This is a genomic window from Streptomyces sp. NPDC018031 (assembly GCF_044327625.1).
Lineage (GTDB): Bacteria > Actinomycetota > Actinomycetes > Streptomycetales > Streptomycetaceae > Streptomyces.
On the sequence record NZ_JBIRFT010000001.1, the window covers coordinates 1 to 13,104 of the forward strand.

The 13,104-nt window shown below is 71.2% G+C and carries 11 protein-coding genes; 2 read left to right on the forward strand and 9 right to left on the reverse strand.

Features of this window, described 5'->3' with window-relative positions:
- Positions 1-348: 348 nt before the first annotated feature.
- From ACH4B3_RS00005 to thyX, 3 genes are all read right to left on the reverse strand, one after another.
- Positions 349-2,034: a ribonuclease J gene (locus ACH4B3_RS00005; protein WP_398460414.1), complete on the reverse strand. Its 1,686-nt coding sequence runs from the start codon at positions 2,032-2,034 to the stop codon at positions 349-351.
- A 104-nt stretch (positions 2,035-2,138) separates the two neighbouring features.
- The gene (dapA, locus tag ACH4B3_RS00010; RefSeq protein WP_398460415.1) at positions 2,139-3,038 is read right to left on the reverse strand and encodes a 4-hydroxy-tetrahydrodipicolinate synthase; all 900 of its coding nucleotides are present in this window, start codon (positions 3,036-3,038) and stop codon (positions 2,139-2,141) included.
- A gap of 176 nt (positions 3,039-3,214) precedes the next feature.
- Complete coding sequence (thyX, locus tag ACH4B3_RS00015) at positions 3,215-3,955, reverse strand: FAD-dependent thymidylate synthase (protein WP_398460416.1); 741 nt, start codon at positions 3,953-3,955, stop codon at positions 3,215-3,217.
- Positions 3,956-4,162: 207 nt separating this feature from the next.
- Between thyX and ACH4B3_RS00020 the strand changes: the two genes are divergently transcribed.
- Positions 4,163-4,432: a hypothetical protein gene (locus tag ACH4B3_RS00020; RefSeq protein ID WP_398460417.1), complete on the forward strand. Its 270-nt coding sequence runs from the start codon at positions 4,163-4,165 to the stop codon at positions 4,430-4,432.
- Positions 4,433-4,496: 64 nt separating this feature from the next.
- A complete protein-coding gene (locus tag ACH4B3_RS00025; RefSeq protein WP_398460418.1) occupies positions 4,497-5,045 on the forward strand; it encodes a hypothetical protein in 549 nt (182 codons plus the stop codon).
- A 73-nt stretch (positions 5,046-5,118) separates the two neighbouring features.
- Here ACH4B3_RS00025 and ACH4B3_RS00030 read toward each other — a convergent pair whose 3' ends face one another.
- The 6 genes from ACH4B3_RS00030 to eccD all read right to left on the reverse strand — a co-directional run bounded on the left by ACH4B3_RS00030 (position 5,119) and on the right by eccD (position 13,099).
- Positions 5,119-5,568: a hypothetical protein gene (locus ACH4B3_RS00030; RefSeq protein ID WP_398460419.1), complete on the reverse strand. Its 450-nt coding sequence runs from the start codon at positions 5,566-5,568 to the stop codon at positions 5,119-5,121.
- A 5-nt stretch (positions 5,569-5,573) separates the two neighbouring features.
- Positions 5,574-6,326 carry a 4-hydroxy-tetrahydrodipicolinate reductase gene (gene dapB, locus ACH4B3_RS00035; RefSeq protein ID WP_398460420.1) on the reverse strand — a complete coding sequence of 251 codons (753 nt, stop codon included), beginning with the start codon at positions 6,324-6,326 and terminating at the stop codon, positions 5,574-5,576.
- Between the two features lie 144 nt (positions 6,327-6,470).
- The gene (locus ACH4B3_RS00040) at positions 6,471-7,850 is read right to left on the reverse strand and encodes a M16 family metallopeptidase (protein WP_398460421.1); all 1,380 of its coding nucleotides are present in this window, start codon (positions 7,848-7,850) and stop codon (positions 6,471-6,473) included.
- Positions 7,847-10,066: a polyribonucleotide nucleotidyltransferase gene (locus ACH4B3_RS00045; RefSeq protein WP_398460422.1), complete on the reverse strand. Its 2,220-nt coding sequence runs from the start codon at positions 10,064-10,066 to the stop codon at positions 7,847-7,849. The genes ACH4B3_RS00040 and ACH4B3_RS00045 overlap by 4 nt, the downstream gene beginning before the upstream one ends.
- 372 nt (positions 10,067-10,438) lie before the next feature.
- Entirely contained in the window at positions 10,439-10,726 is a 288-nt protein-coding gene (gene rpsO, locus ACH4B3_RS00050; RefSeq protein WP_099201622.1) for a 30S ribosomal protein S15, read from the reverse strand.
- Positions 10,727-11,629: 903 nt separating this feature from the next.
- The gene (gene eccD, locus ACH4B3_RS00055; RefSeq protein ID WP_398460423.1) at positions 11,630-13,099 is read right to left on the reverse strand and encodes a type VII secretion integral membrane protein EccD; all 1,470 of its coding nucleotides are present in this window, start codon (positions 13,097-13,099) and stop codon (positions 11,630-11,632) included.
- Positions 13,100-13,104 lie beyond the last annotated feature (5 nt).

A 13,104-nucleotide genomic window follows, 5' to 3' on the forward strand; every position in this document is an offset into this window, starting at 1 on the left:
TGACTTTTGGCACGCTGTTGAGTTCTCAAGGAACGGACGCTTCCTTCGTACTCACCCTCTCGGGCTTTCCTCCGGGCGCTTCCCTTCGGTGTTTCCAACCTTACCAGATCCGTTTTCCGTTCCGTTCCCGGTTCGGATTTCATTTCCGGTCCCCGTTGGAGGGGGTTTGCCTTTCGGCTGTCCCGACTTTATCAGAATTCTCTGAGCCGGTTTTCCACCCGTTCCGGGATCCTCGCGGCAGCACGATGGCGCCGGTTGTTTCCCCGTGGGCGGAGCCGTAAACGTACTGGAGCGGGGCGCCCGATGCAAATCGAGCGCCCCGCTCCACGCCAGACCCCTGAGGGACCGTCAGACCTCCACCACCACGGGGAGGATCATCGGCCGGCGCCGGTAGGTGTCGGAGACCCACTTGCCGATCGTGCGGCGCACCAGCTGCTGCAGCTGGTGGGGGTCGGCGACGCCGTCGGAGGCGCACTTGGCCAGTGCCTCGTCGATCTTCGGCATCACCGCGCCGAAGGCCGCGTCGTCGATACCGGAACCGCGTGCCTGGATGTGCGGTCCGCCCACGATCTTGCCGGTGGTGGTGTCGACGACCACGAAGACCGAGATGATGCCTTCCTCGCCGAGGATGCGCCGGTCCTTCAGAGAGGTCTCGGTGACGTCACCCACCGAGAGGCCGTCCACGTAGACATAGCCCGCCTGGACCTTGCCGACGATCTTGGCGACCCCGTCCACCAGGTCCACGACCACGCCGTCCTCGGCGATCACGCAGCGGTTCTTGGGGACGCCGGTAAGGGCTCCCAGCTCGGCGTTGGCGCGCAGATGACGCCACTCGCCGTGGACCGGCATCAGGTTCTTCGGCTTGCAGATGTTGTAGAAGTACAGCAGCTCGCCGGCCGAGGCGTGCCCGGAGACGTGCACCTTGGCGTTGCCCTTGTGCACGACGTTGGCGCCCCACCGGGTCAGCCCGTTGATGACGCGGTACACGGCGGTCTCGTTCCCCGGGATCAGCGAGGAGGCGAGGATCACCGTGTCGCCCTGGACGATCCGGATCTGGTGGTCCCGGTTGGCCATCCGGGACAGCGCGGCCATCGGCTCGCCCTGGGAGCCGGTGCAGACCAGCACGATCTCGTCCTCGGGCAGGTCGTCGAGGGTCTTGACGTCGACCACCAGCCCGGCCGGCACCCGCAGGTAGCCGAGGTCCCGGGCGATGCCCATGTTGCGGACCATGGACCGGCCCACGAAGGCGACCCGGCGGCCGTACTCGTGTGCCGCGTCCAGGATCTGCTGGATGCGGTGGACGTGGCTGGCGAAGCTGGCCACGATGATGCGCTTCTGCGCGCTCGCGAAGACCTGGCGCAGGACCCCGGAGATGTCCCGCTCGGGCGGTACGAACCCGGGCACCTCGGCGTTGGTGGAGTCCGAGAGCAGCAGGTCGATGCCCTCTTCGCCGAGCCTGGCGAAGGCCGGCAGGTCGGTGAGGCGACCGTCCAGCGGCAGCTGGTCCATCTTGAAGTCGCCGGTGTGCACCGCCATGCCGGCGGGGGTGCGGATGGCGACCGCCAGCGCGTCCGGGATCGAGTGGTTGACCGCCACGAACTCGCAGTCGAACGGGCCGATGCGCTCCCGGTGTCCCTCCACCACTTCCAGGGTGTAGGGGCGGATGCGGTGCTCCTGCAGCTTCGCCTCGATCAGGGCGAGGGTCAGCTTGGAACCGATCAGCGGGATGTCCGGCTTCTCCCGCAGCAGGAACGGCACTCCTCCGATGTGGTCCTCGTGGCCGTGCGTGAGCACGATGCCGTCGATGTCGTCGAGGCGGTCCCGGATGGAGGTGAAGTCGGGCAGGATCAGGTCGACTCCGGGCTGCTCCTCCTCGGGGAAGAGCACTCCGCAGTCGACGATCAGCAGGCGGCCGCCGTACTCGAAGACGGTCATGTTGCGGCCGATCTCGCCCAGGCCGCCGAGCGGGGTGACGCGCAGGCCGCCCTTGGGGAGCTTCGGCGGGGGGCCGAGCTCGGGATGCGGATGACTCAAAAGACTCTCCTCACCACACACGCCACATGCCCGGGCAGGGCACATGGCGCGCATGACATTCGTGCACGTGCTGATATGTCTGTATGCAGTTGTGAAGTCTGTGGTTACAGCTGTACCCCGCCCGCGGCGAGATCGCGCCTGAGCTGTTCGGTTTCCTCGGGGGAAAGCTCGATGAGCGGCAGTCGCAGCGGTCCGGCGGGCAGGCCCTGGAGGCCCAGCGCCGCCTTGGTGGTGATCACACCCTGGGTGCGGAACATCCCGGTGAACACCGGGAGCAGCTTCTGGTGGATCTCGGTCGCCTTGGCGACGTCGCCCGCGAGGTGGGCGTCGAGCATCGCGCGCAGTTCGGGGCTGACGAGGTGGCCGACGACCGAGACGAAGCCCACCGCTCCCACCGAGAGTAGCGGCAGGTTGAGCATGTCGTCACCGGAGTACCAGGCCAGGCGCGAGCGGGCGATGGCCCAGCTGGCCCGGCCGAGATCTCCCTTGGCGTCCTTGTTGGCGATGATCCGCGGGTGCTCGGCGAGCCGCACGATCGTCTCGGTGCTGATCGGGACGCCGCTGCGGCCGGGGATGTCGTAGAGCATCACGGGCAGCTCGGTGGCGTCGGCGATGGCCGAGAAGTGACGGAAGAGCCCTTCCTGCGGCGGCTTGCTGTAGTACGGGGTGACGGCCAGCAGGCCGTGCGCGCCCGCCTGGGCGGCGGCGCGCGCCAGCTCGATGCTGTGCCGGGTGTCGTTGGTGCCGGCTCCTGCCACCACGTGGGCCCGGTCTCCGACCGCCTCGACCACCGCGCGCACCAGCTGGGCTTTCTCCGCGTCGCTGGTGGTCGGGGACTCGCCGGTGGTGCCGTTGACGATCAGACCGTCGTTGCCGGCGTCCACCAGATGGGCGGCGAGTCGCTGGGCGCCGTCGAGGTCGAGGGCGCCATCAGCGGTGAAAGGCGTGACCATGGCGGTCAGCACCCGCCCGAAGGGCGTCTGCGGAGTGGATGTCGGAGCCATGGGTCCAACGCTACTCGTAGCGTGCCCCGAGGCGCTCGTTCGGGGCGGGCGAGATGGATCCCGGCACTGCCTGCTCGGGGGTTCAGGCAGTGCCGGGTCCGTATGGTCAGCCTAGATGAACCTCATGAAATGCCGCAATACGGACATCTCTTGCTACTGAGCCGTACGGGCCCGCCCTACGGCGCGACGCGACCGTTGTTGTTGAAGGCCGCGTGCGTGAGCGGCATCAGCTTCGCCCACTCGGCTTCCATCAGCTCGCCCACCATCTCGATCTCCCGCTGCGGGAAGGACGGCACCTTCGCCTGCTCGTGCTGGGTGCGCAGGCCCAGGAAGTGCATCAGGGAGCGCGCGTTGCAGGTGGCGTACATGGAGGAGAAGAGGCCGACCGGCAGCACCGCCCGGGCCACCTCGCGGGCCACGCCCTCGCCCAGCATCCGCTGGTACGCCTCGTAGGCGCCGCGGTACGCGGCCTCCATCTGCTCGCTCACGACCTGGTGCTGCTTGTCCGTGCCCGCGACGAACTCGTACTTGCCCGGGCGGCCCTGCTGGACCAGCTTGCGGTCCTCGCCAGGCACGTAGAAGACCGGCTGCAGCTCGCGGTAGCGGCCGGACTCCTCGTTGTACGACCAGCCGACGCGGTGCCGCATGAACTCGCGGAAGACGAAGATCGGGGCGCTGATGAAGAACGTCATCGAGTTGTGCTCGAAGGGGCTGCCGTGCCGGTCGCGCATCAGGAAGTTGATCAACCCCTTGGAGCGCTCGGGGTCCTTCTTGAGCTCGTCGAGCGACTGCTCACCCGCGGTGGAGACCCGGGCGGCCCACAGCACGTCGGAGTCGGCAGCGGCGTGCTTGACCAGCTCGACCGTCACGTCGCTGCGGAAACTGGCTGGTGCGCTCTCGACGGGGAGCTCGGTCACTACAAAGTCCTTCCGGTCACTTCGCTGGGCGGCGCCAAGCTTACGGGCCGCCGTCCCCCCACCCCGTCCCAGCCTCTCCCGACCACCCCGCGCTGACAAAATTTCGAAAGTTGCCGAAAACGGGCACCTGGCGGGGTGTTTCTCCGTCTTCCCGTTCGGCAGCGTCCGCTGTCGCCACCCCGTCACGCCCGTGAGGAGCAGTGCCCCATGTCACTCCCCCAGCCTCCGCTGGGCGGTGCCCGCAGTCCCGAGGCCGTGCCGTTCGCCTTCGTCGCGGAGGCCGAGCGGTTCCGCAGCAATGTGACCCCGCCGCCCCGGCAGCGCGCCGGTCTGTCGGAGATCGCCGGGAACATCCTGGTCGGCCTGGTCATCGTCGCCGGGTTCGCCGGCGCCCTGCTGTTCGGGCTCCCCGCCCTGGGGACGGATTCGCACGACACCCGTGAGGTGCAGCACTCGGAGGCGTCGCAGGGCCGCTGACCGCGGCTGGGATAGCCTCACCCACCACAGCCCCCTCGACCGTGCGTGTGAGTGAGGACCCGTCGTGCCCCTGCAGTTCCTGACAGCCGATCGCTCCGCCGACGACCACGCGCCGGACCCCGACCCGCTGCCGTACGACGCACGGGACCGCTGGCGCCGCCCGTACCGCCCAGGACCCTGGCGGGTCGCCGGAGCGGCGCTGCTGCTGCTCCTCGCCTCGTACATCCTGTTCTCGGCCCTGATCATCGCGATGGCCGGGGCGCTGCCCGGCGCCGGGGTGTGCGTCGCGGTCGCCACCGGGGTGATCGTCCTCGCCGTGCGCCTGGTACGGACCGGGGTGTGGGTCAGCGGAGCGGGGCTGCGCCAGATGGCCCTGTTCACCACCACCACCATGGCCTGGGGCCGGGTCGGCGCGGTGCGCACCGTCCAGCAGCCGGTGCGGTTCCTGGGGCTGCCGCGCACCGTGCAGGGGCAGGCGGTGATCGTCGAGCCGGCCGGCGGCGCACCGCTGCGCCCGATCATCACCGATCACAACGCCGACTTCCTGGGGCGTCCGGAGGCCTTCGACATGGCGGCCGACGCGATCGAGGGCTGGGCGGCCCGGCACCGCTGACCGCGGGCGCCCCCGGTCGGCCCGGCCAGCGGCCGGCCCGGGGCACGCCACCGCCGGGGCTCCAGCCGCCCGGTCAGCGCCGGGCGGCGCCCCCGTGGAGCGAGATGGCTCGCTGCATCGCCTTGCGGGCCCGCGGGGTGTCCCGCGCGTCGTGGTACGCCACGGCCAGCCGGAACCAGGAGCGCCAGTCCTCCGGCGCCGCCTCGGTCTCGGCCTGCCGCTTGGCGAAGACCGCGTCCGCCGACGACCGGTCGATCCGGCCGCTGGGGGTGCGGACCAGCTCGTCCACCGGCAGCCCGCCCTCCGCCTCCAGCTCCCGGGCGAGCCGGTTGGCGTTCCGGGCGAACCGGGTGGTCTGCCACAGGAACCAGCAGCCGATGAACGGCAGCACCAGCACCGCCAGTCCGAAGGCCACCGTCACCACGGTGCCGTGCCTGATCAGCAGCACACCGCGGCTGCCCACCAGGACGAAGTAGACGACCAGGACGGCCGCGAGGGTGAAGTAGGTGATCTTTGCGCGCACAGCGGTCAGTCCAGATCCAGGAAGTGTTCCAGGCCGAAGGTCAGCCCCGGGGTGGTCACCACGCGGCGCGCGCCCAGCAGGATGCCCGGCATGAAACTGCTGTGGTGCGTCGAGTCGTGCCGGATGGTGAGCGTCTCGCCCTGGTCGCCGAGGAGGACCTCCTGGTGGGCGAGGAGCCCGCGCAGCCGCACCGAGTGCACCGGCACGCCGTCCACGTCGGCGCCGCGCGCCCCGTCCAGGGAGGTGGTGGTGGCGTCCGGCTGGGGGGCGCAGCCGGCCTCGGCGCGCGCCGAGGCGATCAGCTGGGCGGTGCGGGTGGCGGTGCCGGACGGGGCGTCGGCCTTGCCCGGGTGGTGCAGTTCGATGACCTCGACGGATTCGAAGAAGCGCGCCGCGGCCTGCGCGAACCGCATGGTCAGCACGGCCCCGATGGAGAAGTTGGGGGCGATCAGCACGCCGACCCCGGGGGCCGCCGCGAGTGAGGTGCGCAGCCGGTCGAGGCGCTCGTCGGTCCAGCCGGTGGTGCCGACGACGGCGTGGATGCCGTGCCGGACGCAGAAGTCCAGGTTGCCCATGACGGCGCCCGGGTTGGTCAGCTCGACCGCGACCTGGGCCCCGGCCTCGACCAGCGTCTCCAGCTTGTCGCCCCGGCCCAGCGCGGCGACCAGCTCCAGGTCGTCGGCGGCTTCCACGGCCCGTACGGCCTCGGAGCCGATCCGGCCCTTGGCGCCGATCACGGCCACTCGCAGCTTGCTCATTGCTCGTTTCCTCCGGTTGGGCCTTCGGTCGGGCTCCCGATCGAAGGCGGCTCGGTCCGCGCGCGGACGGTGCCCCTGACGGTCGGGGGCCGGTCCGGGCCCCCGGCGGCCGGGGGCCCGGGGCGGTCCGGGCCCCCGACCGCGTCAGGAGACCACTTCGTGCAGCCGCGCCGCCTGCTTGTCCTTCAGCGGGCCGATGACGGACAGCGAGGGGCGCTGGGCCAGTACATCGCGGGCCACCTCGCGCACCTCGTCCGGGGTCACCGCCTGCATCCTGGCCAGCATGTCGTCCACCGACATCTGTCCGCCCCAGCACAGCTCGCTCTTGCCGATGCGGTTCATCAGCGCACCGGTGTCCTCCAGACCCAGCACCGTGGAGCCGCACAGCTGGCCGATGGCGCGCCGCAGCTCCTCGTCGGACAGGCCGTGCTCGGCGACCTGGTCCAGCTCGTCGCGGCAGATCTTGAGTACGTCGGGCACCTGGCTGGGCCGGCAGCCGGCGTAGACGCCGAACAGCCCGCAGTCGGCGAACGAGGAGGTGTAGGAGTAGACGCTGTACGCCAGTCCGCGCTTCTCCCGGACCTCCTGGAAGAGCCGGGAGCTCATGCCGCCGCCGAGGGCCGCGTTGAGCACACCGAGCGCCCAGCGGCGATCGTCGGTGCGGGCGATGCCGGGCATGCCGAGCACCACGTGGGCCTGCTCGGTCTTGCGGGTCTGCACGTCCACCCGGCCGGCGGCGCGGATGGTGCGGACGCCGTCGCGCGGGGCGACCGGGACCGCGTCGGCGCGCTCCAGGGCACCGGCCCGGTCGAACGCCTTGCGCACCAGCCGCACCACCTTGGCGTGGTCCACGTTGCCCGCGGCGGCCACCACCAGGTGGGTGGGGTCGTAGTGCTTGCGGTAGAAGCGGGCGATGCGGTCGCGGGTGAGGGCGTTGATGGTGTCCACGGTGCCGAGCACCGGGCGGCCCAGCGGGGTGTCGCCGAACATGGTGTGGGCGAACAGGTCGTGCACGCAGTCGCCGGGGTCGTCCTCGGTCATGGCGATCTCTTCGAGGATCACACCCCGCTCGGCGTCCACGTCCGCGGCCTCGATGAGCGAGCCGGTCAGCATGTCGCAGACGACGTCGATGGCGAGCGGCAGATCGGTGTCGAGCACCCGCGCGTAGTAGCAGGTGTACTCCTTCGCGGTGAACGCGTTCATCTCGCCGCCGACCGCGTCGATGGCGGCGGAGATGTCGAGTGCGCTCCGGCGCGAGGTGCCCTTGAAGAGCAGGTGCTCCAGGTAGTGGGTGGCACCGCCCAGCGACGGGGTCTCGTCGCGGGACCCGACGTGCGCCCAGATGCCGAAGGTGGCGGAGCGCACCGAGGGCAGGGTCTCGGTGACCACCCGCAGCCCGCCGGGGAGGGTCGTCCGGCGGACCGTCCCGATGCCGTTCTCACCCTTGAGAAGCGTTTGGGTACGGGCGACGGCCCGCCCCTCCGAAGAGGTGCGGGCCGTCGCCTGGTGCGTACGGGACGTCACTTGGCGGCTTCGTCCTTCTCGCCCTCGGCGGTCTCTTCGCCCTCGATCACCGGGATGAGGGAGAGCTTGCCGCGCTGGTCGATCTCGGCGATCTCGACCTGGACCTTGGCACCCACCGCGAGCACGTCCTCGACGTTCTCCACCCGCTTGCCACCGGCGAGCTTGCGGATCTGCGAGATGTGCAGCAGGCCGTCCTTGCCCGGGAGCAGGGAGACGAAGGCACCGAAGGTGGTGGTCTTCACGACCGTGCCCAGGTAACGCTCGCCGACCTCGGGCATCGTCGGGTTGGCGATGCCGTTGATCGTGGTGCGGGCGGCCTCGGCGGCCGGGCCGTCGGCGGCACCGATGTAGATGGTGCCGTCGTCCTCGATGGTGATGTCGGCGCCGGTGTCCTCCTGGATCTGGTTGATCATCTTGCCCTTGGGGCCGATGACCTCACCGATCTTGTCCACCGGGATCTTGACGGTGATGATCCGCGGGGCGTTCGGGGACATCTCGTCGGGGACGTCGATGGCCTCGTTCATCACGTCGAGGATGTGCAGACGGGCGTCGCGGGCCTGCTTGAGGGCCGCGGCCAGCACGGACGCCGGGATGCCGTCCAGCTTGGTGTCCAGCTGCAGGGCGGTGACGAAGGTCTTGGTACCGGCGACCTTGAAGTCCATGTCACCGAACGCGTCCTCCGCACCGAGGATGTCGGTGAGGGTGACGTAGTGCGTCTCGCCGTCGATCTCCTGGGAGATCAGGCCCATGGCGATACCGGCGACCGGGGCCTTCAGCGGCACACCGGCGTTCAGCAGCGACATGGTGGAGGCGCAGACCGAGCCCATGGAGGTGGAGCCGTTGGAGCCCAGCGCCTCGGAGACCTGCCGGATGGCGTACGGGAACTCCTCGCGCGTCGGCAGCACCGGGATCAGCGCCCGCTCGGCCAGCGCGCCGTGACCGATCTCGCGGCGCTTGGGCGAGCCGACCCGGCCGGTCTCACCGGTGGAGTACGGCGGGAAGTTGTAGTTGTGCATGTAGCGCTTGCGCGTCTCGGGCGACAGCGTGTCCAGCTGCTGCTCCATGCGGAGCATGTTCAGCGTGGTGATGCCCAGGATCTGGGTCTCGCCGCGCTCGAACAGCGCCGAGCCGTGCACCCGCGGAATCGCCTCGACCTCGGCGGCGAGGGTACGGATGTCCGTCACCCCGCGGCCGTCGATGCGCTTCTTCTCCTTGATGACGCGCTCCCGGACCAGGGTCTTGGTCAGCGAGCGGTAGGCGGCGGAGATCTCCTTCTCGCGCCCCTCGAACTGCGGCAGCAGCTTCTCGGCGGCCACCGCCTTGATGCGGTCCAGCTCGCCCTCGCGCTCCTGCTTGCCCGCGATCGTCAGCGCCTGGGCCAGCTCGTCGCGGACGGCGGCGGTCAGCGCCTCCAGGACGTCGTCCTGGTAGTCGAGGAAGATCGGGAACTCGGCGGTCGGCTTGGCGGCCTTGGCGGCGAGGTCGGCCTGGGCCTTGCAGAGCACCTTGATGAAGGGCTTGGCGGCGTCCAGACCGGCCGCGACGATCTCCTCGGTCGGCGCCTCGGCACCGTCCTTGACCAGCTGGATGGTCTTCGCGGTGGCCTCGGCCTCGACCATCATGATCGCGACGTCGCCGTCCTCCAGGGTGCGGCCCGCGACCACCATGTCGAAGACCGCGTCCTCGAGCTCGGTGTGGGTCGGGAAGGCCACCCACTGGCCCTTGATCAGCGCGACGCGGACGCCGCCGATCGGGCCGGAGAAGGGCAGGCCCGCCAGCTGGGTGGAGGCGGACGCGGCGTTGATCGCGACCACGTCGTAGAGGTGGTCGGGGTTGAGCGCCATGATCGTGGCGACAACCTGGATCTCGTTGCGCAGGCCCTTCTTGAAGGACGGGCGCAGCGGGCGGTCGATCAGCCGGCAGGTGAGGATGGCGTCCTCGGAGGGGCGGCCCTCACGCCGGAAGAAGGACCCGGGGATGCGCCCGGCGGCGTACATCCGCTCCTCGACGTCCACCGTCAGCGGGAAGAAGTCGAGCTGGTCCTTGGGGTTCTTGGACGCGGTGGTGGCCGACAGCACCATGGTGTCGTCGTCCAGGTAGGCCACGGCGGAGCCGGCGGCCTGACGGGCCAGGCGGCCCGTCTCGAAACGGATGGTGCGGGTACCGAAGGCGCCGTTGTCGATGACGGCCTCGGCGTAGTGGGTCTCGTTCTCCACCAGGGAAATCTCCTCGTCTGCGTCCTTCGTCCGTGTGACGGAGGACGGTGGCGGCGGAGCGCCCCTGGCCGGATTGCGGCGGCCGGGCCGGTCTTCGATCGAAGCCACCGGAATTGCCAGTTCCGGGAGCCACTACCGAGGACCGGCGCCTGCGGCGCCGACACGGCGGGGAATGAGGCGCTCCTCCTCGTTCGTTATGGCGTTGTGCGTTATGGCGTTGCCTGGCACCAGCCTACAAAGCTTCGGCCGACCTCACGACGGCTGAAACCGGTGTTACCCGCCGATGCCCGCCCGTACGCGTCGGCCGGAGGCCTCGCGCGTACGGCAAAGGGAGCGGCCCCCTGGCGCGGGAACCGCTCCCTTCACGACGACTTACTTGGCGCCCGCCGCACCGCGACGGATGCCCAGGCGCTCCACCAGCGCACGGAAGCGCGTGATGTCCTTCTTGGCCAGGTACTGCAGCAGGCGGCGACGCTGGCCGACCAGCAGCAGCAGACCACGGCGCGAGTGGTGGTCGTGCTTGTGGGTCTTGAGGTGCTCGGTCAGGTCGGAGATGCGGCGGGTGAGCAGCGCGACCTGGACCTCGGGGGAACCGGTGTCGCCCTCCTTGGTGGCGAACTCGGCCATGATCTGCTTCTTGGTGGCGGCGTCGAGCGACACTCGGAACTCCTAGGATCTTCGTTTCGGCCACCGAGTGCCCCTGGTCTTGGTCTCAGGGGAGCTTCCGTTACTCGGGAGGCGGGGCACGCTGGGCGCTGTCCCCAGTGCCCGGATCGAGGACCGGGGCAACCGGAGGCGCGTACACAAACGGCCGTCACACAGCGTACCAGGCTCGTGGTGGCCGGCTGCCCGGGGTGTGCCCGGCCGGCTGCGCGGAGGGGTTCCGGCGGGCCCGGTGGCGACATGCAGGCCCCCCTGCATGCGCCGGGGGGCCTGCGCGTTCCGGGGCACCTGCATGCTCGGGGCACCTGCGGGCCGGAGCCTGCGCATGCCGGAGGTCGTCTGCATGTTCGTCTGCATGCCGGGGTGCGCGGGCCCCCGCCGCGCTCCGGGCCGGGGACCGGGGACCCGGGGGGGCGGGGTGCGGGGCGCGGGGCGCGGGGCGCGGGGTGCGGGGTGCGGTCGGGGATCCGGGGACCGAGGTGGTGCGGGACCCGAGGGCCCGGGGTGCGCGCTCCAGGCCGGGTTACGAGGCCCGGGGTGCGGCCCCGGGACCCCGGGGATCGGGGTGGTGCGGGTGTCCCGGCCGGTACCGCGCGGTGCACGGACCGGATGCGCGAAGTTCACCCTCCCGGGTGAACGCCTGCTTCCGGGTGCACTGAGACCGAGTGCGGCGCCGGCACCGGCGGCCCCACTGGCGATCCCACCGACGGCCCGACCGACGACCCCACCGACAGCCGCGACACCGCGACCGCGACCGGTCGGTACCGCCGCCGGTCGATGCCGCCGCAGGTCGGTGCCGCCGCCGTCGATGCCGCCGCCGGTCGGTGGATCCGGCACCGAGGCGAGCCGGGGCCGGAGGGAGAGGCGAGCCGGGGTCGGAGCCAGGGGCGGTGTCGCCGGTCAGCCGCTGGTCATGCTGCGCGCCGCGTCGTAGACGTCGAGCACCGCCAGGCACAGCGGCACCAGGGACAGCAGGAACGCCCCCTCGGCGAGATCGGAGACCCGGCCCCAGAAGGGGGTGAGGCCCTTCTTCGGGATGATCAGGCCGATGGCGGTGATCAGCGCCGCCCCGGCGGCGACGGCCCCCGCCAGCCAGACCGTACGGACGTCCATCTCGGCCCGGTTGCCACGCAGCAGCTCCTGGACGGCGGTGACCGGCGGGTCGAGCGACAGGCCCAGGATCAGCAGACCGATCGCGGCGATCCCGGCGAACAGCGCGCAGGCCACCTGCGAGGTGTAGCGGAAGAGGCGGGCGCGCAGCAGCATGGCGACCCCGGTGGCCAGGGCGAGCAGCCGGCCCCAGCCGGAGGACGAGAAACCCAGGACGGCCGCCGCGCCGATGACGACCGCCGCGCATCCGCCGACCAGCCCGAGGAGCGTCTCGTGGCCGCGCCGGGCCTGGGCGGCGACGCGGGCCCCGTCGACCGGGTCGGCGGTGGGCGGCTCGTCGGGGTCGGCGTCGAAGTCGAGACGGGCCGTGCTCCGCGGGGCGGCGTAGCCGATCGGCAGCCGGGCGAAGCGGGCGGAGAGGCCGGGCAGGAAGGCGACGGCACCGACCGCGACGGGCGCGGCGACCGCCGCGGCCTCGGTGGCCGACGCCTCCGCGAGGATCGCGCAGAAGGTAGCCAGGGTCCCGACGGCGGCGAGGAACGCCGCCGCGACGAACGGCGCGTCGCCGCTGGGGGCGAGGGCGACCAGGGCGGCCGCGGCGACCAGCACGGTGACGCAGCCGAGCAGGAACTGGAGCTTGCCAGGGCCTTCCCCGGCGTCCGCGGCGATGACCCCGGAACCGGCGATGAGCAGGTGCGGCATGGCTCCCAACCCCAGCGCCACCGCCGAGGCCCGGTCGTCGTAGACCCGCGCCCGGACGCCCGCGAGCACGGTCAGCAGCACCCCGGCCGCCCCGGCGACCACTCCGGGCAGGCTGTGCATGTCGTGGTGCACCGGGTCGGCGTACCAGAGCACGAAACCCATGAGGACCAGCAGCAGCACCCCGCCCGCCAGTCCGGCGCCGCGCAGCAGGTCGTCGCTCCACAGATGGCGGTCGCGGACGACCGCGGTGGCGACGGCGTCGGACACGTCGTCGTACACGGCCGGCGGCAGGGACTCGGCGAACGGTCGCAGGCTCAGCAACTCGCCGTCCAGCACGCGTTGGCCGGCCAGCGACCGGGAGGCGTCCAGCACACTGCCGTCCCGCCGCACCAGGTGATAGCCGACCGGGGCGCCCGCGGGCTGGGTCTGGCCGGTCAGCCGGAGGATCTCCGGGTAGATGTCGGCCACCGCGAGGTCCTCGGGAAGAGCGACGTCGATACGGCTGTCGGGTGCGACGACGGTGACGCGACAGAAGCCGGTCGCTGTGGTCGGACTCACCTGCG